At 35.6% G+C, this 24,913-nt stretch carries 19 protein-coding genes; 8 read left to right on the top strand and 11 right to left on the bottom strand.

The window, feature by feature from the left end; translation table 11 throughout:
* Nucleotides 1–480: 480 nt before the first annotated feature.
* The 4 genes from parC to D612_RS0102620 form a co-directional block, all read right to left on the bottom strand.
* Nucleotides 481–2,895 (bottom strand): DNA topoisomerase IV subunit A, encoded by a 2,415-nt coding sequence (gene parC, locus D612_RS0102640; RefSeq protein WP_034725798.1) that lies wholly within the window; start codon nt 2,893–2,895, stop codon nt 481–483.
* Nucleotides 2,896–2,922: 27 nt separating this feature from the next.
* The gene (gene parE / locus D612_RS0102635; RefSeq protein WP_017753931.1) at nt 2,923–4,887 is read right to left on the bottom strand and encodes a DNA topoisomerase IV subunit B; all 1,965 of its coding nucleotides are present in this window, start codon (nt 4,885–4,887) and stop codon (nt 2,923–2,925) included.
* Between the two features lie 620 nt (nt 4,888–5,507).
* The gene (locus D612_RS0102625; protein WP_017753929.1) at nt 5,508–5,924 is read right to left on the bottom strand and encodes a CoA-binding protein; all 417 of its coding nucleotides are present in this window, start codon (nt 5,922–5,924) and stop codon (nt 5,508–5,510) included.
* Nucleotides 5,925–6,055: 131 nt separating this feature from the next.
* Nucleotides 6,056–7,807 (bottom strand): glycosyl hydrolase family 18 protein, encoded by a 1,752-nt coding sequence (locus tag D612_RS0102620; RefSeq protein WP_017753928.1) that lies wholly within the window; start codon nt 7,805–7,807, stop codon nt 6,056–6,058.
* Nucleotides 7,808–7,969: 162 nt separating this feature from the next.
* On the opposite strand from D612_RS0102620, the gene plsY reads away from it, so the two are divergent.
* The 4 genes from plsY to D612_RS0102595 all read left to right on the top strand — a co-directional run bounded on the left by plsY (nt 7,970) and on the right by D612_RS0102595 (nt 11,568).
* Complete coding sequence (gene plsY / locus D612_RS0102615) at nt 7,970–8,557, top strand: glycerol-3-phosphate 1-O-acyltransferase PlsY (protein ID WP_017753927.1); 588 nt, start codon at nt 7,970–7,972, stop codon at nt 8,555–8,557.
* Nucleotides 8,558–8,691: 134 nt separating this feature from the next.
* The gene (locus D612_RS17730; RefSeq protein WP_017753926.1) at nt 8,692–9,183 is read left to right on the top strand and encodes a copper amine oxidase N-terminal domain-containing protein; all 492 of its coding nucleotides are present in this window, start codon (nt 8,692–8,694) and stop codon (nt 9,181–9,183) included.
* A gap of 197 nt (nt 9,184–9,380) precedes the next feature.
* Entirely contained in the window at nt 9,381–9,701 is a 321-nt protein-coding gene (locus D612_RS0102600) for a hypothetical protein (RefSeq protein WP_017753925.1), read from the top strand.
* Nucleotides 9,702–9,777: 76 nt separating this feature from the next.
* Nucleotides 9,778–11,568 (top strand): FAD-dependent oxidoreductase, encoded by a 1,791-nt coding sequence (locus D612_RS0102595; protein ID WP_017753924.1) that lies wholly within the window; start codon nt 9,778–9,780, stop codon nt 11,566–11,568.
* Between the two features lie 49 nt (nt 11,569–11,617).
* On the opposite strand, the gene D612_RS0102590 is transcribed toward D612_RS0102595, so the two are convergent.
* Complete coding sequence (locus D612_RS0102590) at nt 11,618–11,968, bottom strand: hypothetical protein (protein ID WP_017753923.1); 351 nt, start codon at nt 11,966–11,968, stop codon at nt 11,618–11,620.
* Nucleotides 11,969–12,194: 226 nt separating this feature from the next.
* Nucleotides 12,195–12,395, bottom strand: coding sequence for an RNA chaperone Hfq (locus tag D612_RS0102585; protein ID WP_017753922.1), 201 nt, complete (start codon nt 12,393–12,395; stop codon nt 12,195–12,197).
* Between the two features lie 290 nt (nt 12,396–12,685).
* Here D612_RS0102585 and D612_RS0102580 point away from each other — a divergent pair, with 290 nt between their 5' ends.
* Nucleotides 12,686–12,880, top strand: coding sequence for a hypothetical protein (locus D612_RS0102580; protein WP_017753921.1), 195 nt, complete (start codon nt 12,686–12,688; stop codon nt 12,878–12,880).
* A 57-nt stretch (nt 12,881–12,937) separates the two neighbouring features.
* Here the strand turns inward: D612_RS0102580 and D612_RS0102575 are convergent, their stop codons facing one another.
* The gene (locus D612_RS0102575; protein ID WP_017753920.1) at nt 12,938–14,203 is read right to left on the bottom strand and encodes a glycosyl hydrolase family 18 protein; all 1,266 of its coding nucleotides are present in this window, start codon (nt 14,201–14,203) and stop codon (nt 12,938–12,940) included.
* A 100-nt stretch (nt 14,204–14,303) separates the two neighbouring features.
* A complete protein-coding gene (locus D612_RS0102570; protein WP_017753919.1) occupies nt 14,304–15,206 on the bottom strand; it encodes a LysR family transcriptional regulator in 903 nt (300 codons plus the stop codon).
* A 201-nt stretch (nt 15,207–15,407) separates the two neighbouring features.
* Between D612_RS0102570 and gdhA the strand changes: the two genes are divergently transcribed.
* Nucleotides 15,408–16,790, top strand: a complete 1,383-nt coding sequence (gdhA, locus tag D612_RS0102565; protein ID WP_017753918.1) for an NADP-specific glutamate dehydrogenase — start codon at nt 15,408–15,410, stop codon at nt 16,788–16,790.
* 75 nt (nt 16,791–16,865) lie between these two features.
* On the opposite strand, the gene D612_RS18595 is transcribed toward gdhA, so the two are convergent.
* Together D612_RS18595 and D612_RS0102555 are read right to left on the bottom strand one after the other, a co-directional pair.
* Nucleotides 16,866–19,484, bottom strand: coding sequence for an EAL domain-containing protein (locus tag D612_RS18595; RefSeq protein WP_017753917.1), 2,619 nt, complete (start codon nt 19,482–19,484; stop codon nt 16,866–16,868).
* A gap of 238 nt (nt 19,485–19,722) precedes the next feature.
* On the bottom strand, nt 19,723–20,313 hold the full coding sequence (locus D612_RS0102555; protein ID WP_017753916.1) for a guanylate kinase: 591 nt from the start codon (nt 20,311–20,313) through the stop codon (nt 19,723–19,725).
* A gap of 284 nt (nt 20,314–20,597) precedes the next feature.
* Between D612_RS0102555 and D612_RS0102550 the strand changes: the two genes are divergently transcribed.
* Nucleotides 20,598–21,095, top strand: coding sequence for a hypothetical protein (locus D612_RS0102550; protein ID WP_017753915.1), 498 nt, complete (start codon nt 20,598–20,600; stop codon nt 21,093–21,095).
* 95 nt (nt 21,096–21,190) lie between these two features.
* Nucleotides 21,191–23,365, top strand: a complete 2,175-nt coding sequence (locus D612_RS18920; protein WP_017753914.1) for a YheC/YheD family protein — start codon at nt 21,191–21,193, stop codon at nt 23,363–23,365.
* Between the two features lie 193 nt (nt 23,366–23,558).
* On the opposite strand, the gene D612_RS0102540 is transcribed toward D612_RS18920, so the two are convergent.
* On the bottom strand, nt 23,559–24,791 hold the full coding sequence (locus D612_RS0102540; protein WP_017753913.1) for an ATP-grasp domain-containing protein: 1,233 nt from the start codon (nt 24,789–24,791) through the stop codon (nt 23,559–23,561).
* Between the last annotated feature and the right edge of the window lie 122 nt (nt 24,792–24,913).

Here is a 24,913-nt window from a genome sequence, read left to right as displayed (position 1 = left end):
AAAAATTTTCTGAAATTTCAATAAAAATTAGCAATATATTATAATTTTATTACATGTTTTTGTTGTATTGTTGAATAATTTCTTAATGGTAACGGTATCAATGATATCTTGGTCATCAACCACATGGCATTATAAGGACACAAAATCCGTTATTTTGTAAAAACGGTCGTTAACGTGAATATTAACGGACACCAGATCCTTTAATTGATAAAAATTACTAGAAAACGAGTACTTTTCAGGCAAATAACGGAACGTATGTCCGTAAGATTAAAATATAGTCGATTTTTTCAAAAATAACGGAACGTATGTCCGTAAACATAGTTAAAGACAACTATAAACCAGCAAATGACGATTACAATAACAAGGCCCAAATCAAAATACGATTTGGACCTTGTTCTTATACTTTTTTACGTTACCTTTTCGGTCTTCCAATTTTGACTTACTCAGTTTCCGTTTCCATTTCGGTCTTCCAATTTTGACTTACTCAGTTCCTGCTTCTTTTTCGGTTTTCCAAATTTCCGTTACTTGACCCGCTTCATCAATATCAATAACAAAGGATCCGTTACTGTATCGATCATTTGGACGTAAATCACTTGGATCAACGCTCACAGTTATTTCTTTTGTAGTTTTTAAATGAACGAACTCTTGAGCCGATGCAATAACAATTCCTGCGACTTTATGTGGATTACTTTTTAACTCCCTCAACATTACGACACCACGCTTGGCTCGGCTTATTTTTTCAAATTCCGATAATGCCATTTTCTTTACAGCTCCACGATGTGTGACTAAAACAAAATCTCCTGTTTCATCACGATTAATCACAAGTCCATTGACTACAAAATCGCCATCCTTTAAATTAATACCTTTTACTCCTGCCGCACGTTGACCGACAACACTTACCTCTTCTTCTGTAAAACGCAGTCCATATCCGTTGTGCGTTGCAATAAATAAATCATTACTTCCATCTGTCAAATAGACATCGACAACCCGATCATCACCCTTCAAATTAACGGCTACAATTGGTTTAGAGTACCGCTGAGCTTGATATTGCACTAATGATGACCGTTTCACCATTCCATCCTTAGTAAAGAATGTTAAATACTCAAGTTCTGAAAATTCCTTAACTGGAATTGCACGAACAAGCTCCTCATCCTTATCAATCGGGATGACCGTTCCAACATGTTGACCTAAGTCCTTCCAGCGAATATCTGGAATTTCATGGACAGGTAAGTATAGATAGTTTCCTTTATTTGTAAACAACAATAATTTATCTGTTGTATTAATTTCAAACTGACCAATTAAATAATCATTTTCTTTAATGCCAAATTCTTTACCATTTGAGGCCGTATAGGACCGCAATGATGTACGTTTAATATAACCGTGCTTTGTAACCGTTACTATGACATCCTCAGAAGGAACCATTACCTCTAAATTAATCACAATTTCCTGAATTTCTTCCTCAATTTTCGTTCGACGATTATCGGCGTATGTTTTTTTTATGTGAAGTAAATCTTTCTTTATGACATGTAATAGCTTTGTTTCACTACTTAAAATACTTGTTAATTCATCAATTTTCTTTTGAAGCTCTTCCGCTTCCTTTTGAAGAGCGGTCACATCGGTGTTGGTTAATCGATATAACTGTAAATTTACAATCGCTTCAGCTTGTGGATCTGTAAACTGAAACTTTGCTATTAAATTATTTTTCGCGTCCCTTTTATCCTTTGATGCGCGAATTGTAGCAATTACCTCATCAAGGACAGAAATTGCTTTTATTAATCCTTCAACTATATGTTGACGTTCTTTTGCTTTATCCAATTCAAACCGTGAGCGTCTTGTCACAACCTCTTTTTGATGCCCAATATAAGCATCAAGCAATTGTGGTAAGCCCATTTGTTTTGGTGTCCGATTATGAATCGCCACCATATTGAAATTGTAGGAGATTTGCAGATCGGAATTTTTATATAAATAGTTTAAAACGCCTTGTGCGTCAGCATCCTTCTTTAATTCAATTACAATTCTTAAGCCAGTGCGATCAGTTTCATCACGAACCTCAGAAATTCCATCAATCTTTCGGTCTATCCGAAACTCATCAATTTTTTTCACAAGGTTTGCTTTATTTACTTCATAAGGAATTTCATCAATGACTATTTGTTGTTTCCCGCCACGAATATCCTCGATCACGGCACGTCCACGGACGACAATCCGTCCTTTTCCGGTTTCATAAGCCTTCTGAATGCCCTCGATTCCTTGGATAATTCCTCCTGTTGGGAAATCGGGCCCTTTAATAACCTGCATTAAATCAGCAACTGTACATGCAGGTTGATCAATTCGCATAATGACGCCATCAATGACTTCGCCAAGGTGGTGCGGAGGAATTTCTGTCGCATAGCCGGCTGAAATACCAGTCGAACCGTTTACTAACAGATTCGGATACATTGCTGGCAACACTGTCGGTTCATTTATCGTATCATCAAAATTCGGTGTAAAATCAACTGTATTCTTATCAATATCACGCAACAATTCTGAAGAAATTGCTGATAAACGCGCTTCTGTGTACCGCATAGCTGCCGGTGGGTCACCATCGACACTACCGTTATTACCGTGCATTTCGATGAGGACATTGCGTACCTTCCAATCCTGACTCATCCGCACCATTGCTTCATATACCGATGAGTCCCCGTGTGGATGGTAATTACCAATTACGTTACCAACAGTTTTCGCTGATTTTCGAAATGCCTTTTCACTCGTATTCCCTTCTTGGTACATCGCATACAAAATTCGGCGTTGTACTGGCTTTAATCCATCCCGCGCATCGGGCAAAGCACGGTCTTGAATAATATATTTACTATAGCGACCAAAGCGGTCTCCTAGAACATCTTCTAATGGTAATTCCATAACTTTTTCAAATAATGAAGACAAAATCTATTCACCTCTATCGATTGACAAATTCTCATTTTCTAAAATACCCATACCATCATCAAGTCCAAACGCAACGTTTGCCTCAATCCATTTCCGTCGAGGTTCAACTTTTTCCCCCATTAACGTAGTAATACGCCGTTCTGCATGGGCGATATCATCAATCTTCACACGGATTAAAGTTCTAGTATCCGGATCCATCGTTGTTTCCCAAAGCTGATCAGCATTCATTTCACCTAAACCTTTGTAGCGTTGGATTATATAACCTTTTCCTACTCTTTTGATTGCTTGTTTTAACTCAACTTCATCCCAGGCATATTCAATGACAGCCTTCTTACCTGCACCTTTACTTACTTTATATAGAGGCGGTAGAGCAATGAATACCTTTCCAGCTTCAATCAACGGTCTCATATAGCGATAGAAAAAGGTTAGCAATAGTACTTGTATATGGGCACCATCCGTATCGGCATCCGTCATAATAATAACCTTATCATAATTGCTATCATTCACATCAAAATCAGCTCCAACACCAGCACCGATCGCATGAATGATCGTATTAATTTCTTCATTTTTGAATATATCTGCAAGCTTCGCTTTTTCTGTATTAATAACTTTACCTCGTAACGGTAAAATCGCTTGGAAACGACGATCCCGCCCCTGTTTGGCAGATCCACCTGCAGAATCACCCTCAACTAAATAAAGTTCATTGCGTTCTGGATTACGGGACTGTGCCGGTGTCAATTTGCCACTAAGAATAGAATCTTTTCTTTTATTCTTTTTTCCGCTACGTGCTTCCTCACGTGCTTTTCGCGCTGCTTCCCGTGCCTCGGCCGCTTTAATTGCTTTTTTAACTAGCAGTGTGCTTATATCCGGATTTTCCTCAAGAAAGTAAGTTAATTTTTCAGATACAACAGCATCTACTGCATAGCGGGCTTCGCTAGTCCCAAGCTTTCCTTTTGTTTGTCCTTCGAATTGCAGCATTTCCTCTGGAATTCTAACGGAGATGATCGCAGTTAGACCTTCACGAATATCATTACCATCAAGGTTTTTGTCTTTTTCTTTTAAAAGATTTACTTTGCGAGCAAATTCATTGAAGGCACGAGTCAACGCTGTTTTTGAGCCTACCTCATGTGTTCCTCCGTCCTTCGTCCGGACGTTATTTACAAATGAAAGGATGTTTTCTGAATAGCCATCATTGAATTGAAACGCAAATTCTATTTCAATTCCTTGCTGCTGCCCTTCAATCGATACAACTGGATGCAGGGTATCCTTTTCTTCATTCAAAAATGCAACAAATGCCTCTATCCCTGAATCATATTGAAATGCTTCCGCCACATCATGACGCTCGTCACGTATTGTAATTTTTAAACCTTTTAATAAAAACGCCGATTCCCGTAACCGTTCGCTTAAAGTTTCATAATTATAGGTAGTTGTACTAAATATAGTTGAATCTGGCTTGAAATGAATAGTTGTTCCTGTTTGCTTTGTTGTTCCAATTTTTTCTAAAGTCGAAACAGGCTTGCCACCTTGTTCAAACCTCTGCCGATACACGAAACCGTCCCGCTTAATTGTTACCTCTAACCACTCAGACAGCGCGTTAACAACAGAAGCACCGACACCATGGAGCCCACCACTTGTTTTATACCCCCCTTGTCCAAATTTCCCCCCAGCGTGGAGAATGGTTAAAATAACCTCTGGCGTTGGTTTCCCCATTTTATGCATACCAGTAGGCATACCTCGCCCTTCATCTTCCACACTAATACTATTATCGTTATGTATTGTTACCTTTATATGATTTCCATAGCCAGATAACGCCTCATCAACGGCATTATCGACAATTTCATAAACAAGATGGTGTAAACCACGTGAATCTGTACTACCTATGTACATTCCAGGGCGTTTCCGAACTGCATCTAAACCTTCTAGTACTTGTATTGCATCGTCATTATATTCAAACTGCTTCTTTGCCAATAGTCCAAACCCCTTTCAAACATACCCTCAAGATTACATAATACCACAAAGTGATGCTTTAAATAAGTTTCATTCTATACACCCGTGACCCGGTGCTTTACCCACGAATCTTAGTAGAATACCTACATAACTCGGTGCTTTACCCACGAATCTTAGTAGAATACCCAATTGACCCGGTGCTTTACCCACGAATCTTAGTAGAATACCTACATAACTCGGTGCTTTACCCACGAATCTTAGTAGAATACCCAATTGACCCGGCGATTTACCCACGAATCTTAGTAGAATACCCAATTGACCCGGTGCTTTACCCACGAATCTCATTTGAATACCCACATAACCCGGTACTTTAACCACGAATCTCATTTGAATACCCACATAACCCGGTGCTTTACCCACGAATCTCATTTGAATACCCACATAACCCGGTACTTTACCCACGAATCTCATTTGAATACCCACATAACTCGGTACTTTACCCACGGGTTTCGATAAAATATCCATGGAACATACAAACTAATATATAAGCTTTATTGTACCGATTTAAATCGGTTTCTAAAATACGCTTTCGCGAGAAAAAGAAAAATCCCTGCAAAAACGTGCAGAGATTTTTAAAAAAATTATTTTTTTGTCATAGCATGTTCAACTTTGATACAACGATCCATAATAACTGTCATACCCTTTTCTTTTAAATAATGGTAAGCCTCTTCATTCACAACACCTAATTGTCCCCAGAAGACATCTGCCCCTATTTCAACGGCTTCCTTTGCTATGTCAGGTAAAAACTCAGGTCTTCTAAAAACATTTACAATATCAACATGGCCTTCAATATCCTTTAAAGAAGGATATGCTTTCACACCTAATACTTCATCGATAACAGGATTTACAGGAACAATCTCATATCCTGCCTTTTGCATTGCCTCAGCAACCATATATGATGTTCGTTCCGGGTTATTAGAAATACCTACAACAGCAATTCGTTTGTTCTCTTTTAAAATTTTCCCAATTTCTTCACGGCTTGGATTTTCAATAGTCATTTCGATTCCTCCAGACATTTTATATACTAGCTTTAAAGTACCAAATTTATCCGGAAAATTGCAACGAAATTGCTTCCAATTTGTCAGCATTAATTATTGATATTCACTTCTAGGTTCATTAACGATAGGTATTACTTCTTTACGGGTTCGACTTGTCTTAAGGAGTCATCGATCACTGACCAAGCACTATCATTTGTAAAGCTACGATTCCAGCTTGCAACCCCTGCAAGCCCGTATTTATGAACGAGCTGCGTTCGTTTTTTCAAAGATTTTTCATTCTCTAGCCATACTTTATAAGTTGCTTGCTCCTTTTCATTAAAATATTCAACATAATCCTGACCAGATTTTTCATCATATTGGATTTCGAGACCACGCTCTTGAATCCACTGGTTCACACCATCCATACTATATGCCTTAGATGAAACCTCAATATTTCCACCTGGCGTTTTTTGTTCCTTCCAAATTCTTGTGTAGGTCGGAACCCCAAGGATTAACCTTTCATTTGGAACGACTTCTAATAGCTTTTTGAGATTATTTTCAACCCATGGAAGACTTGCGACACTACCAGCAACTGGTGAACTTCCCCAATGCTCGTCGTAGGCCATGACCATAAGATAATCGACAGTATTTGCAAGCTTTTCACGATCATAGAACATCGACCAATTTTCACTTGAAGAGATAAACGTAATGTCCATTGATACAACAAGCCCCGCTTGATGCAAATACGCAGTAAGTTCTTTTACAAATTGGGTGACTAAGTTTTGATCCGCTAGATTCACATTTTCAAAGTCGATGTTAATTCCATCCAGTTCATAAATAGTTGCATAATGTAATAGCTGACGGATAATTTTTTGTCGTGTCGTAAAATCCTTTAACGCTTCATGGGTTTGTTTAGGATCACTAAAACCATTCGCGAATAATGCCCATACATGATATCCTCTTGATTTAGCCCATTTTACATAATCAAGCGAAGCTAAATTGCTAACATCTCCTTCACTATTTTTCAAAGAAAACCACGTCGGTGATACCACGTTTAATCCTGGCATATCTGAAATCGTTGCTGTATTTGGATTTTTAGAGTATACAGCTTCCCACGTTAAATAAATTGGCCACGCCAGCTCCCGTTGTGGTAAAGGTTTACGCTCTGTAAAAGAGTCAAGTGTGACGATAGTTGGTTCTTTTAGGACGACATCGTTTTTTGATATAAATCCTGCAATCCCGTTTTGCTTCCTAATGTAATAATAATTCTTTTCATCCTTCTCGATGAAAACTTGTTCTCCTGCAGAAACCTCGTCTACATAAGCTGAAAACCAGGAAGGATATTCTCGTATTTTCAACTCGGAAGCATCCTCTTGAATAGTTGCTGGTAAAATAATTGCACCATGTTTTTGAACGACTATTGCTCCTGTTTCCGGTACATACTCGAACACATATGGATAAATCGATAGTAATGGCTCTGCTGCCACATACTGAAATCCATCATTGTCCTTAACAGCAGGAAATTGCAAAGATACTGGTTGCTCATTTACAAAATATTGCAGTTTTTTATTAGGTAATTGAATAACCTGATCATTTGTTGTCAATATAATAGATTGTGAAGATTCATCAAAAATTACATCTTCATCAATTACATCTTTAATAAACGAAAAAGGTAAATAAACCTCATCGCCTTCAAGTAACCCTTCGACACCATAAATAGTCCCATTATAAATAATTGGATGGTTGAATTCTGTATAAGCAACCTTTTGATTTCCTTTAAAATATATAAAAATAAATAGTAGACTTGATAAAACGATAAAGATTGAAAAAATAAGTCCTAGCCAAATCACGAGCTTACTTTTTGAACTAACGTTATGTTTGTGATGCATTTCAATTCTCGACATATTTTTCTCCTCCTTTATCCATCCTACGAAATTATCAACAAAAAGAAAACCTTTATTATAAGATTGAAAAATTTGGAGAGATTTAAATTTCCGTAAGGATTCAGATGCCTTTTTGAGGAACACATGCTAAAATAAAGAAAGACTAAACGAAGGAGTTTTAACATGGTAATCGTTATAACAATTATCCTAGCTTATTTATTAGGTTCTATCCCATCTGCACTTATAGTTGGCAAAGTGGAGCATAATATCGACATTCGTGAACATGGTAGCGGAAATTTAGGGGCTACAAATGCCTTTAGAGTTCTTGGCAAAAAAGCCGGAATTATCGTGACCATTGCAGATATTCTAAAAGGAACGCTTGCCGCTGGTTTACCGTTTATTTTTGGAATCGATGATGTTTTAAATCCTTTGTTAGCTGGTCTTGGTGCCATAATTGGACATACATATCCGCTTTTTGCAAACTTTAATGGTGGAAAAGCTGTAGCAACATCGGCTGGTGTGCTGCTCTGCTATGATCCACTTTTATTCCTAGTGCTAGTTATCGCATTCATAACAACCCTATATATATCTAAATATGTATCGCTTTCTTCAATGGTTGCTGCAATCGTTGGGATTATTTATAGCCTTATCGCAAATGACCTCCCTTTGATTTTAGTTATGACAGGTCTCACTATCTTTGTTATTTACCGTCACCGTGCTAATATTAAGCGTATTATCAATAAGACTGAACCTAAAATTAAATGGATGTAACGTGTAGTTTGAAGTGAATTGGCTACTAAATAAGCTTTTTCCAACCATTATAAAGACTTCCTAGAAATGGAATCATACATCACAAACGAATCATTGTATAATAGAGTCATTAGCCTTTCCAAGGAGGATCATTGATGCAATTATTTTATAAATATATTACTGCATTCGTTTTTTTACTATCATTTTCACTTATTATCTCAACACAAGCTTCTGCGCAAAATGAGATTACTGTCTACTTAGACGGAAATCGCCTAAGCTTTGATGTAAGTCCGACAATACAAAACGGAACAACACTTGTCCCAATGCGTAAAATATTTGAATCTCTCGGAGCATCCATTTCCTATGATGGAAAATCACAAACTGTTTTTGCCAGTAAATCTGGAACAGAGATCAAGTTACAAATAGGTTCAAAGTATCCACTAATAAACGGAAAGAAAACAGAAATTCAAGTTCCCGGAAAAATTGTCAACGGCCGCACCCTTGTACCGTTACGGTTTGTAAGTGAATCATTAGGAGCTGTTGTGAATTGGAATGGTACAACAAGAACAATTACGATAAGCGCTGGAAACTCAGCTTCAGACTCAGCTTCAAACAAGACAGACTTTAGAGTTATAAGAATATATTAAAGAAGCCAAATTCCACTTTTGGGCTTCTTTTTTTTACATTTCTACTAAATTGTAAAATTTGCTCCCTTATATAAGTTTCTGAAAACAAGGTACTAGTCCAGCTCCGCTGCATTTTTGTATTTTTTCCCATTTTCGAAGCCCTAATCGTCACTCTGTCGTCAAAAGCTATAGAAAATAATAGTAAAGGACGTTTTATTATGAGTGAAAATCAAAATTCATTTATAAACAATGATCGTAGTTTTGAAGAATTACTGCGATATGATAAAGATGAAGCGTTTAAATGGCTACTTGATAACTATGGCGAACAAATGAAACGACTTATTTTTACGTGTGTAAAAAATTGGGCGCAAGAACCATCACTCCTCGAGTTAAAAGAATTAGCAACCGTTGATAACAAAATATATGTTTATGACGGACCACATGATATTGCGTTGATTGATACAACTGATATCGCCCAATTTCAAAAATTACAACAGGCGGTCCCGGACGTAATGAAAACATTTGAGTTAACAAAATAAATGATGTGTAATAAAAAATAGAAACAGAAGCAAACTAACCCCTAATACACGACGTGAATTAGGGGTTCGTTTGCTCATGAAAAAAATTGCTTTTTTACTATTAATTTTGTTATTTGTCTTTCCAAATAATTTGAATGAGCAGCACAGACAAGGCCAAGCAATTCAGTTAAATAGTAATGATGGCGTTAGCGAATTTGATGTGATCGTTATCGGCGGTGAGCCTGAAGGTATCGCTGCTGCACTATCTGCTGCAAGAAATGGGGCCAACACTTTATTAATTGAGCATCGTGATGGCCTGGGCGGCTTGTTTACATATGCCAAAATGAATGTATTAGACTTCCCTCATGGAATCAATAATCGGATATTAAAAACCCCTATTTTCTCAGAGTGGCACAATATGATTGGCAACGGAAAATCGTTTGAAATTGAAAAAGCAAAGCAAGCCTTTTTTAAAATGGTGCTGAATCAAAAAAATTTATCGTTACTATTAAACACAACAATAGAAGATATTGAAATTGAACAGGGAAATAAAATTTCAACAATAAATATTAAAAACGGTCAAAACAATTATCATGTTAAAGCAGCTACATACATCGATGCAACACAAGATGCAGAATTTGCAGCCAATAGTGGTGTCCCCTACTATCTCGGAGCTGAAGATGTTGGCTATGATGGACGACAGATGGCGGTAACATTAATGATTCACCTTAAAGATGTGGATTGGAGCAAAATTTACGGGGTTGCAAAAAACCTCACATTTGGTGAGGCAAAAGTGACAGACGAAGCAGCATGGGGTTTTGTAAAGCTAAGGGAACGATACAAACCGAACGATCCGAATATTCGCTTACGGGGGTTAAATTTAATTCGAAATAAGGAAGGCTATTACATTAACGCCCTGCAAATTTTTGGTGTAAACGGATTAGATGAGGCTTCAAAACAACAAGGGATTGAACGAGGAAAACAAGAAATTGCCAATATCGTAAAGTGGTTACAAGCGAATTTCCCTGGGTTTGAACATGCAAAAGTCGCCTCTTATCCTAGTGAATTATATGTCCGTGAAACTCGTCATATTAAATCACTATATCAGCTTCCAGTCAGTGATTTATGGGAAAATAAATACCATGATGATACAATAGCTTACGGTGGCTATCCTTCAGATATCCAAGCAACAACCGTTAATGATCCTGGAGCAGTTGTTGTCAATCCAAAGCAATACGGCATTCCATTTAGAAGCCTAGTGCCACAAAGATTGACAAACTTGCTTGTGGTTGGACGCTCCGCTGGATATTCATCGCTCGCTCAAGGCAGTGTCCGCATCGTTGCAACTGGTATGGCTACAGGAGAGGCTGCTGGTACAGCAAGTGCATTAGCTGCTGCCAAAAATATAGATTTCCACTCGATGGCGAACAGCAAAGATATGATTACCAATCTGCAACATAAGCTGAAGCAGCAAGGTTTAAACGTGGAAAGGTTCAAGATTCCTTTTCCATACGAAAATAAATGGTACTATCCTGCTATTCGCGAATTATTAAATCATCGTGCTTTGTTTGGTGGCTACAATAACGATATTTTAGAAAATGAAATAGCTGACAATCATTTCTTTTCCTTATTACTTTTGCACATGTACCGAGCTAAACTAAGCCAAAATCCAAGTTATGAAGAAAATATAAGTTTTTTAACCGAATATAACCTTTCCCACCCTATAGAAAGATTAACAGTAAATGAAGTAAAAGCAATCATTGACGGGTTGCCATATAAACATTTTAGCAATGCCTATTTAATTGAAGCAAACAAGCTTGACGGTCATGAACAGATCACTAGAGAAAGCTTATACATTATCGTTGGCAAGCTTTTTGATTGGCTTTAAAACGCTTAAAATTTCCAATTCCAATAAACCAAACTAAGCAAAAAACTATTTATCGAGTACGGTAGTAGTCTTTTTTTTCATTGCTCATTTGCTCATTTTTTTGTTTTTTTATCTTTTCCATAGCTACCTTTAAATAAGGGTGTCGGAAATTAACTGAGTGTTCAAGCTGATAGAGCCGACTCCAAAGTGTATTATATGTGCATTTAATTTTTTCAAAATGTGGGTGATTAATATAATTGCCGACAGCACGAAGCCTAAACTTTATTTGTATACGATGTTCGTTTATATTATGTAACAGTTTATGATCAATTTTTTTAAGTTGCTCACTAGCTTCTGCTAATAATATTTGCATTAATTCCTGTTCAGAATTAAAAAGTCGATCATGATAGCGAAACTTCATCTTCGTATCCCCTTCCCCATAAAAAAAGCAACAAAACTTTCTAAACTCATTATCACCTTATAGGTATATCGTACTATGTAACGATTTTCTATCATATTAGGGAATACCCTGTTATTTTTTTATAAATACCCTATATTTTTTTGTAAAAACATTGTTTCTTTTACAAAAGGTATCAGAAGAAAAAAAAAGCCTCCAAATATTTTGGAGACTTTCTTTCTGAGAAAGATTACTTAACGATTGTACTAATGGCTCCCTTTCCGAGCATTTGCTGCTGGCCTCTTGAGTCGATCAGAATCGTAAAATTATCATGACCAAGAATTTTACATTTCAATGGAACACCGTTTGTAGTATAAATGGTGACAACTTGACCACTTTGTATTATTTCGTCTAAAAATTTAGTCTGTAAATCAAATTTAACATTTGCCATATCAAAACTCCTTATGCGTTTATTTGATTTCCTTCTATGCACCTTATCGAGCAACTTAAAATTCAAAATCAGCAAGTCTGAAAAAATTCACCTAAATACATGTATTAACAACTATTATATTTAAAATACATTTTACTATCTATTTGTTTATTCTCGCTTTACGATAAAAATCCTTCCTTCATTATAAATGTTCACTAAATATTTATGCTTAATTAGAGCTTGCACTCCACACGAACATATGTTTTAATAAACGTAAACGAACGTGCGTTCTGAAAAAGGGGCTGTTTTATGTGTTTTATAAAATTTTATATACTTCATGGTATGGTGGACAACGAAAAATAGCTGTCTTTAACTTTAAAAAAGGGATAATTATTGAGTTTACAATTGATGAACTTGAAAAACAGGAATTAGAAAAGGATTTAGTTCAATATATAAGTGGATTAAGGGAACGTATTCAATCTGGATATTGGGATTACTCGTTGTGATTGATCTTTATTTGATATATGGTTTGCTAATTATAAATGGCGAATAATCAGATTAGCTTACTTTACAACTATGATATTTCGATCGATAAACACCCAGTTTTGCGGAAAATCAAATTGAATCTGCCAATATGTTACTCCCAATAAATTGTAACGGGAAACAAGCTGATATTTATTTAAAAAACTTCTAATATCCTCAAACCAAACAGCATATTCTGCTGTTTCAGTACGATAAAAATAGTATGGTGTTTCGGCAATTTGATCATATTGAATTGGTACACCCTCTGAAATTGCTAAATTTTGTGCAGAGAGAACGGATAATGCAGTCGTTGCATTGTCAGGAAGCCTCCAATCATAGCCGTAAAGTGGAAATGCAACTTGAAGCTTGCTTGCATTAATTAAATTCAGCGAATATTGGACAACATCCTCCATCCACCATAATGGTGACACTGGATTCGGTGGCCCGGTGGGATAGCCATAATCCATTGTCATGACAGCGACAATATCCGCTACTTTCCCTATTTCCAAATAATCATAAGCGCCGATGATTCGATTCGTTGGGATATCTTCAGTCTTTGCATGAACATTTACATGTAATATACGATTCCCTAACGCCGCCTTTAAATCGTTTAAAAACGTAATAAAGTCATATCTTTGCGGCGGTGGGATAAATTCAAAATCAATACTTACACCATTATAGCCAAATTGGCTTGCCAAATTTACTATACTGGCGATTAAATTTCTTCTATACATTGGATTGGCTAACACATTTCCTACTAATTCTGGACTAAAGTTATCACCAACCATATTGCGGATCATTAATAAAGGTTTAATACCAAGCTGTTTCGCACGCTCAATAATTGGTATATCCATTAAGCGTCGATACGCCCAGCCTTCATCTGTAAAGGAATAGCTAACGATAGCAATGTATGTTAAATACTCCCCAACTTGATTTAGAGCTACCAAGGATTGTTCGGTTGAATATGGAACGATAAATCCTAATGTTTGTAATGACAACCTTCTTCTGAGGGGAATACGAATCAGTTGTCCAACAAACAACCGATTCGGATCTATCTCACGGTTTGCTGCTATAATATTCGTAACATCAATGTTATATCTTTGCGCTAAAGACCACAACGTATCCCCAGCATTAATTTCATACATTGTAAATGGGAAACTCTCATCTGGAATATAAAGAGCCAATCCGGGTACAATACGATCCCGTAATTGTATCCCATTTATAGCAACAATCGTTTGAATTGTAACATTATAATTCCGCGATATTTCCCACAATGAATCGCCTGGTTGTACAATATGAATTGCCACTTACTATCACCCTTCGCACCACGTCTTTAGAACATTTTATGCCGAAATGGCTGATAGTTAGTACTTTATACCGTTATTAAATGGTGACTTAATAAAAGATTTAATAATAATCGTCTAGCTTTTTGAAAAATCCCTTCAAAAACTCATAAAATATTTTTTCAGTTGGAAGCAACTGTCTTTCACTTGGAATAATGATCCCTACTGTACGGGTAACCTCTGGCTCAATAATTGGTATTTTCACAGTTCCTCTTGGAATACTATCACTCAACGCCATTTCTGGAATTAATGTAATACCAAGCCCAGCAGAAACCAGACCCTTTATTCCATCAATATCCTTCCCCTCAAAAGAAACATTAGGGGTAAAACCCTGTTGTAGGCAGGCATTCTCGATGATTTCCCGTAATCCAAATCCAGGTGGGAATAATACAAATCCTTCATTACGAAGCTGATTCAACTGTATTTCCGTTCTCTCAGCTAGCGGATGATCTACAGGTAACAAGACAACAATATTTTCAAGAAATAATATTTCTCCTTTAAGCTTAGGATTGTTTCTTGGAACAGGGCCAATCAATGCCATGTCAACCTTTCCTGAAACAACTGCATCGATTAAATAATGATAAGAACCTTGCCTAAACTTAAATTTTACAAGCGGATGCTCTTCACGAAATGCAGAAATTGTTGTTGGTAACGTATAATTCGCCATGCTGCTCGGAAAGCCTATTTGTACAGTTCCTTGTTCAGGATCCAAATATTCTCTTACTTCGCGTTTTGCTTCTTCAAGGACATTTAGTGCATTTTCGACGTGTTTTAAAAACAGTTTCCCTATCGGAGTCAAATGGACATTTCTACCTTCTCTAATAAATAGGTCGACACCAAGTTCTGATTCGAGATTGAAAATTTGTCGGCTAACAGCAGATTGTGCTACATGCATCGCATTTGCAGCCTCTGTAACATGTTCTAGTTTTGCAACCTCTTTGAAATAAATTAACTGTCTTAATTCCATTAAACTCCACCTTCCATCCAATACATATCAATTTAGCATTAATTATATCTAATTAATATATTGTTTTCGATTGATTTTCAAGTATAAAATGTAATTATCGAAACCTTAATATTCAGATATGTATTAAAATTATTCATATTTAGTGAATATCGGACAAAAATTGAAATTTGCAATATAAAAATAGGAATAGGGGAATGAAGTATGACTTTATCAGTAAGAGTTGAACAATCAAATGAGGTAACAGCGAAAAACTATGTAAATGAAGTATTTGAAACAGTAAAAAAACGCAATCCAAATGAAACGGAATTTCATCAAGCAGTTGAGGAAATTTTTCAATCATTAATACCTGTGTTTGCGAAGCAACCAAAATATATGGAAGCAGGAATTTTAGAAAGAATGGTCGAACCAGAACGCCAAATCATCTTTCGCGTACCATGGGTCGATGATCAAGGCAAAGCACAAATAAACCGCGGTTACCGCATTCAGTACAGCAGTGCCATTGGCCCTTATAAAGGTGGAATTCGCTTCCATCCTTCTGTTAACATTAGTATTATTAAATTTTTAGGCTTTGAGCAAATTTTGAAAAATTCCCTTACTGGCCAACCAATTGGTGGTGGTAAAGGTGGTTCCGACTTTGATCCAAAAGGAAAATCTGACAACGAAATCATGCGTTTCTGCCAAAGCTTTATGACTGAGCTTTTCCGACACATTGGACCAGATGTTGACGTACCTGCAGGTGATATTGGTGTTGGCGGACGTGAAGTGGGATACATGTTCGGTCAATACAAGCGTCTTCGTGGTGCGTATGAAGCTGGCGTCTTGACAGGTAAAGGTGTGGGTTACGGAGGAAGCTTAGCAAGAACAGAAGCAACAGGTTACGGAACAGTTTATTTTGTAAATGAAATGTTAAAAGACAAAGGCATGAGCTTTGAAGATCAAACGGTAGTTGTTTCTGGTTCTGGTAACGTGGCAATCTATGCGATTGAAAAAGCTACACAATTTGGTGCTAAGGTTGTTGCATGTAGTGATTCTAATGGTTATATTTATGATAAAAATGGTATTAATCTTGACACAGTTAAACGTATAAAAGAAGTAGAAAGAAAAAGAATTTCTGAATACGTAAAGGAACACCCTGAATCAGAATATTATGAAGGCTGCACTGGTATTTGGTCAATTCCATGTGACATTGCGTTACCATGTGCAACTCAAAATGAAATTAATGAAGAATCGGCAAACATTCTTGTTAAAAATGGTGTAAAAGCTATTGGTGAAGGAGCAAACATGCCTTCTACATTAGAAGCTATTGATGTCTTCTTAAACAACAATATTCTGTTTGGGCCAGCTAAAGCGGCAAATGCTGGTGGTGTTGCAGTTTCAGCTCTAGAAATGGCTCAAAATAGTGCAAGACTTTCTTGGACATTTGAAGAGGTTGACGCTAAACTACATCAAATCATGATTAATATATATCAGCAAAGTGTGAAAGCATCTGAAGAATACGGTTATTCAGGGAACTTAGTTGTTGGTGCAAACATTGCTGGCTTCCTAAAAGTTGCTGATGCCATGATGTTCCAAGGTTTAGTATAATAGAAAACCAATAAATAATGTAAACTTAGGGGTATAACCGATTTGGTTATACCCCTTCTTTGCATTTTAAAACTCCTAATCTTTATGGTAATAATCCCTTAATACTCCGTTAAGATCAGTTGCAGGTAAAGGTCGACTAATTAAATATCCTTGTCCAACATCACATCGGTGTTTCTTTAAATAAGCCATTTGCTCACTCGTTTCAATCCCTTCAGCAACAACCTCTAAAGTTAATGATTTAGCCAATGAAATAATCGCATTCGCCATTAGTGATGGCTCCTTTTGATTCGTTTCATTAGTAGAAATGAAGGAACGATCGATTTTAAGTGTATCAATCGGAAATTTTTTCAAGTACTTAAATGAACTATATCCTGTACCAAAATCATCAATCGCAAACTTCAAGCCCAACTTTTTTAATTCTATCAGCTTTTCAATAATAGCTTCTTCGTTAAGCATTGCAATACTCTCTGTAATTTCCAATTCCAAAAAATGTGGTGTTAAATTCGTTTCTTTTAATATTTGAGCAATCTTTGGTACAATATTTGCTTGTCGAAACTGATGTGCGGATATATTAACAGCAATAGTTAGTGACGAATACCCGTCATCATGCCACTTTTTGTTTTGCAGACAAGCAGTCCTTAATACCCATTCACCGATTAAATTGATTAAACCCGTTTCTTCGGCAAGAGGAATAAACTCAAGTGGAGAAATTAATCCAAGAGTAGGATGCTTCCACCGAATTAATGCCTCCATACCGATAATTTTATCTGTTCGTAAATCAAGCTTCGGTTGATAATGCAAAACAAATTCTTCTCGTTCAATTGCTTTACGTAGATCTAACTCCATTTGCATCACTTTGTTAGGGATGTAATCCATTTTATTTTGATAGAATGAATAATTATCCTTTCCTTGATCTTTTGTGTAATACATCGCAACATCGGCATTTTTCATTAATGCTTCAACTGTTTTTCCGTCCTCAGGGAAAATACTAATCCCAATGCTGCATGTAATTACTATCTCTTTCCCTTCAATAAGGTAAGGCTTTTTAATTTCATCCATTATTTCTTGGCAAAGTGTTGAAAGGAAGCAGCGGTCCTTATCCGTTACCAAAATTGTAAACTCATCTCCACCTTGACGAGAGATAAATCCTACTTGAGACACAACTGTCCGTAATCGATTTGCAACTTTCTTGATTAAACGATCTCCGATATGATGACCAAGAGAATCATTTATATATTTAAAGCGATCTAAATCTAAAAATAAGACAGCAATTTGTTGATGATGGGCAATTGCTTCCTTCAATTTTTTTTCAAAAACTCTTCGATTTGCTAATTTTGTTAAATCATCTCTAGTTGCTAATAAATGAATCTCCTTTTCGGCTAGCTTTCGATCTGTGATATCATTACGAATTGTTAAGTATTGATAAGGCTTCCCTTCATTATTTATAAATGGAATAATCATCGTGTCGACCCAGTAAAAGCTTCCGTCTTTTGCACGATTTTTAACATGCCCCTCCCATACTCGTCCTGCTTGAATCGTTTTCCATAAATATGCGAAAAATTCTTTTGAGTGATAACCAGAATTAATCACTTTATACGTTTTCCCAATAACTTCCTCTTTGCTATATTTTGACACTTTACAAAATTTATCATTGGCATATAAAATGACACCTTTATCGTCCGTTATTTCAACTATATTTGACATATCAAGGGCAACTTTAATATCGTTAAGCTCTTTGAACATGTGTTGCATTTCACTCTTAGAACGCTTTTGTTCGGTAATATCACGAAAAATCGTAAGTGTATTATTAGTCCCCATAACATGAAATGGTAATGACATAACCTCTGCAAAAATAGTTGCTCCATCTTGTTTTATCAGCTTTTCTTCAACAAAGTCAGCAATTTCATCTTGCTCACGCACATGTTCAAGACGTGACTTTACTAAAGCGTGACATTCTGGATCAATTGTAATATATATCGGTTTCCCAATTAATTCATTTTTATTAGAATACCGTAATGTCTCAAGAGCAAATTTATTAACAAATTGAATCTGGTCATCTTTTGATATGACGATCCCGAGCGGAGAATGATCCACGAGCATGCGGTATTTCTTTTCACTTTTCTTCAAACTAACAAGTAAGCGCCACGTAGTAAACAATACAATTGCAAAAAGTAAATTAAATAAGACAAGAATAGTATTCCTCGTTGTTAAACCTTGTAGGCTTTGATTTCCTCTATTTTCAAACATCTCAACAACAGAATCAAGGTGTTCGATCATCTCATCAGTTACACTATTGATTCTTTGAATTAATGATTCTTGATCGCCCCTCTCTGATAAAACATCATCAAGATCTTTCTTAAGAGCTTTCCAATGCTCTTCAACATGCATTAATTGCAGATGCAATTCCTCGTTCGCTAACGTAAATAATCCTAAACTATCATCCCCATATATCAACCCATTTAAATTTTGTTCAAAATCATGTCTAGCAGCAATTAGTTCATCTTCTGCATTAGCATCATTCATATAAACGATTTGTATCGCTTTTTTGCTTATCTTTTGGGTAAGCATCCTCTCGCGTCCAGCAACATTTATGATATGACTAATATTTTCCTCTTTCGCTAATGAAGCGGTAACAATAAAATAGGTTGCACCACTTATAGACAAAATTATTAAGAAAAAGATGGCTACTTTCAAATGAAGTGATTTCAGTAGGACCGCCCCCTATTTCCCGTTTATGTACCGTTTGTATTGATTGTTAAAATGAAGACAATATGATCAATTGGACACAATACCACTATTGTAATGGTATTATTTTAACAGTTGACAATATGGAGCATTGTGACATAAGTCATACTTTCCACTCGAACTATGGCAATAAAGTGAAAATATCATAAAAAAATCCTCACTAAAAGTGAGGAAAACGTAAAATATTTTAATAATCTGTTACAGTAAGATCCCTGTCTAAATAAGTTTCAATCTTTTCACTAATTTGGAATGATACTTGGGGTGGATCATAATTTTCAAACGTATGCTCGCAATTATTTTTGTAGTTCATTGTTTCATCATAATGGCTCATATGACGATCAATATCTTCTTCACTTACTTGTTCTTCCTTCTGCCTTTTTATGACCGTTTCTCGATCCGCATAAATAAAGAAACGAATCACTCGATCTCCGTACATATTTTTTAACTTATCGGCACCTTCAGGGTTCAAGGTTAAATAGACAAGCTTATGATTTTTGAATGCCTCAACAATATCTTGTTCTCGAATTCCATATTTGAAGCCATCTATTTCAACATATTCTAGAAATTCATTGCTTGTTTGCATTTGTTTGAAATCCTCATCCGTTACAAAATGATAGTCTACACGATTTTTTTCGAAATGTCTTGGAGACCTAGTAGTATAGGATACTACAGTTTCCATATCAAATACAGTTGCAACCATTTTCGCAAGTGCCTTTCGACCAGAGCCATCAGGTCCTGTGTAAACGAATATCATTTCTTTTTCTTTAATTTGATACATATAATAGCCTCCTTTTCGATAATTAGTATAATGAATGTGCCCATTTAAGGGGGATTATTAAATTATATCATAAACATGTTGTAAATATCATTAAAATTTTCTTTTTTTTCTGAAAACTTTTTTTGTAAAATTAGAAACCTGATAATATAGCAAAAAAATCAATTCTAATCGTGCTTGTACGAAGAATACAATAAAGGGAATATGATTCTTGTTCGACTATCATTATCTACCTATAGTATTTATCTCAATTGCAGCGATTGAGGTACACATAAGGGGTTGATTTTTTGCCAATTCGTTTCTTCTTGAAAAAAGTGATTGGTATCGCTCTACTACTATTTGCAATTATTTTTGGTTTTCTCACAATAAGTGAATCTTCGTGGAATACAATTATGATCGATCTTGAACTTTATCTCCTTAGAGGCGTTTTTCCATTGTTATTAGCAAATATTTTAATTGATGGAAAAAAACAATTTGTTCAGTCAATTTGGATCAAGCTTCGTCTATTTACATTTTCCACCTTATTGTTTCCTTTAGCTATTAAGCTAGTAAATAATATAAATAATAATCCGATGCAAAATACTACTACCCATATGTTTTTTCAAGCAGGTGCAATATACAATTGGCTTTCTTTTATTTTAGTTTTTGCAACAATATTTGCTTTTCTCAGTTATTTACCCATTTATATGTTTGGATGGGTTAAAAGTCCAACATACGTTCGGACTGTATTTACCTTTTCATTATTAATTATTATTAGTCTTTCTATCATGTTTGAAATGAATTAATAATGATAAGAGGTAAAAATTCCGCATTTACTCTATACCATGGTATTGCATATAACATAATGTAATAATATATGCTTTCCAAAGGGGGGTAAAGAATGACTTTAATAGGCATGCTTCATCATCGAAAAGATCCAAGTACAGTCATGAAATCTTATGCCTATGCCATCGTTGCAAAAGCGGAAGGAGCTGATTTTGTTTATTTTTCCCCTGGTTGCGTTGATATTAAAAACAACACAATCAACGGCTATATTTATGAAAATGGCTCTTGGCAAAAACGAATTACGCCATATCCTGACGTTATTTATAATACAGGAAGCCCAGAAAAACTAAAAAAACAACAGCAAATAATTAATAGCTTACAGGAAAAAATACCATTTACGACCTATTCGATTGGAAATAAGTGGAGTGTGAATAAACGTATAAAAAGAGGAGCTGATTTTGCTCAGTATTTAATTCCCACCATTATTTTAACGAACTGGGAGGAGCTTTATCAGTATATTAAAGCATTTCAAGAAATTATCGTCAAACCGATAGATGGTCGAAAAGGACAAAGTATTTATTATATTAGATCGTTTGCTGATGGCTTTATTGTAAAGCAAGGTACAACTGATACAAGTTATACACAAGAGGAGCTAATTCAATTTTTAAATACTCTCTTAAAAGAAAATACGTTTATTGTCCAACCATATATTTCTAGCCGAACAAAGTCAGGCCTTGTTTTTGATTTTCGTCTTCATGTCCAAAAAAATGGTACTGGCGAATGGGTAATCACAACAATATATCCACGAATTGCACCTCCAGGTTCTATCATTACGAATATTAATAATGGAGGTTATACTAATTATTTAGAGCCTTTTCTAAATCAAGAATTTGGTCAAATTGAAGCTATAAATATTAAGAACACATTAGAGCACTTTACTCTTTCCCTTGCTAGCCACTTAGATGAGCTTCAAATTAGAGAATATAAGGAAGTCATCGATGAAATCGGGATTGATGTAGGCTTAGATGAAGACTATAAAATCTGGATTTACGAGGTAAATTGGAGACCGGGCTGCCCACCTACCTTTTATTTGGAAATGGATGTTGTCAAAAATACGATTCAGTATGCAATGTATATCGCCAATAATCAGAGGGAAATTAACGAGCATATACAGCTAGTAGCTACTAAAGTAAGCGAAAAACGTGAAAAGCCCATTATAGCTGTTACAGGAAGTGCTGGAAAAACGACAACGAAGTCTTTCATTTCTTCCATTCTTAAAACTAGAATGATTATTTTTGAATCTAAAGAATACTGGAATACGACAGAACATACGAAAATTCATAAAGAGCAAATCAAAGCTTCTCACCAAGCCGTTGTTCTTGAATATGGCATGGCTTATCCAAGTGTAATTACGGAGCATTGCCACATTATCCAACCTAATATAAGTATTGTGACAAATGTTGGACTTTCGCATATTGGAAATTTTGACGGTGATATCAGAAAACTTGCCCAAGCTAAATCTGAGATCATTCATGGCATGAAGCAAGACGGTCTTTTAATTATTAATAATGACGATGAAAATTCTAAACTTCTAGATTTACAGTCATTTAAAGGGAAAATTATTACAACTGGTATTACAAAACCTGCAGAATATCAAGCCTACGATGTTAGTTATAGTGACAACGGAATGAATTTCAAAATGAAATTAAACAATAAGGAAGAAACATTTTTCATTCCAATTTTAGGAGAACATCATGTATATAATGCTATCAATGCCGTGGCTGTTGCCGATTATTTAGGATTTACCCCTCTTGAGATTAAATCTGGATTGTTATTTAAAAAACCTTCTCGCAGAATGACAATTTACAAGCTGAAGCAGTCAATCACCCTAATAGATGATACTGTCCATTCACACCCACAAGCTGTAACAGCAGCTGTCGATGTGCTAACAAATATAAGTAATGAAAGAAAAATTGCAATTTTAGGACAAATGAGAGAGCTCGGCAATTTACAAATGGAACAATACAAAAAAATCGGTGAATATGTAAGTAATAAAGGAATTGATATTGTGATTACTTACGGTTATAAAGCTGATGAAATTGGAAAAGCTGCCATTGCAAGTGGTATGTCAGCAAAAAACGTCAAACATTTTGCAGACAAACAGAAACTACACGAATTTCTGCAAACGATCCTAACAAAAAATGATACTATTCTTGTAAAAGGAGCAAGTAAAACTAAAATGTTTGATACTGTGAAATTCATTACGACAACCATCGGCGAACATAAGTAAAAATACTAAGTGTGCAGTTGCGAAAGATAAGGGGCTGTCTAAAAAGTCATAATTAATAACTTTTTGCAGCTCCTTTTTTTGAATCCTAATAAAAAGGTGATTTTGATCACTATGGCGGACGCCTTCGCTCTTCAAAATCACCAGTATTCAGCATATCTTTAATCATTTTAAGGACTTATCGGACAGCCCCTTGTCACTCTTCTTTATCATTATTAATAATATGAAATTTTATTAGCTTTGCTGCTTCCTTTGCTATTTTTCTTGCTTTTTTCATGGTATCACCAATCGCAATAACGTATGCATATCTATGCCCCATCGACATTGGTGGTATTAATACCGTTCCTCTTCTTGGTTTCACATATACTTCAACAACACCAGGTGTTCTCCTTGCCTTTGCTCTTCCTGTTACCTTCTCTAATACTCCTTTTTTCTTGACCGTCACATGCTGAGTATAAACAAAATTGTTTATACGCTTATTAAGAGTTGGTACCTCACCTATGAGCATCTTTATTGTTTCTTCTACTAAACTATAGCCGAATGCTGCATGAATCATCTTGTTCATAGCCCCACCGGATATTCGTGGATTGATTTCAATAAGCTTCAAGCCCTTTTCAGTTTGTCTTAGCTCTAAATGATATGCACCGTATTTAATATTTAATGAAGCCGTAATCGATTCTACAATATTTCTAATCTCCTGTTCTAAATCGTCATCAACTTCTGCTAACACACCATAGCCTGTTATAATAAACCGTTTGCCTCTAGTAATTTCCTGTTGAACAACTGCAGCAGTGAAAATTTGTTCATTATAAACAAGGACCTCAACTAAATATTGATCCCCGATGATATATTCCTCAATTATAATAGTTTCTTCTATATTTCTTTCTTTTAAATACGCGATGTTTTTTTGAAGATCAGTTAAATTGTCACAAAACAATACATCCTTTGATCCAGTTGATGTCGCACATTTAACCATTACAGGGTAATCTAAATTTTTGGGAAGTCTTTTCAGGGGAAGCTGAGTGTCTTTTTCTATTATTGAATAGGCAGGAGTGAATCGTTCATTCAAAAAAAATTGTCGTGTCTCTCGTTTATTTTCCATTATATATATAGCATCTGTTGATAGGTAATTATGGCAAAATTCATCGGCTAAACTCGACGCTATATAGACAAGCTGATCAACAAAGCTCGTAATCACTATTATTTCATGACCGCGATGTTGTAAAAATCTAATGTTTTCTTTTAAGATATCTATATCGAAGGAATCTACAAAGATTAATTGGTGAACATCCGTATATTCCTTTCTTTGTTCCAATTGCTTTTTCCGATTTGTAAAAACAACGGTATGATAGCCTAATTGATATGCTGCTTTTACCGCTTCTCTACTTGAACCAGACTTATTGACTCCGATAAAGACAATTGTTTTCACAAACTTCCCCCCCTATTATTGCCGCAGACAATACTTCAATGCATAATATCGTATGTAGGAAATTTTACTTTTGCATGGACTTTTGCATGATATCTTTATGTAAGTCTCTATTACATTTATTT

Source organism: Calidifontibacillus oryziterrae (assembly GCF_000331575.1).
GTDB lineage: Bacteria > Bacillota > Bacilli > Bacillales > Bacillaceae_J > Calidifontibacillus_A > Calidifontibacillus_A oryziterrae.
The sequence above is the reverse complement of the archived record's forward strand: the minus strand, read 5'-3'. Positions and strand labels throughout refer to the sequence as shown.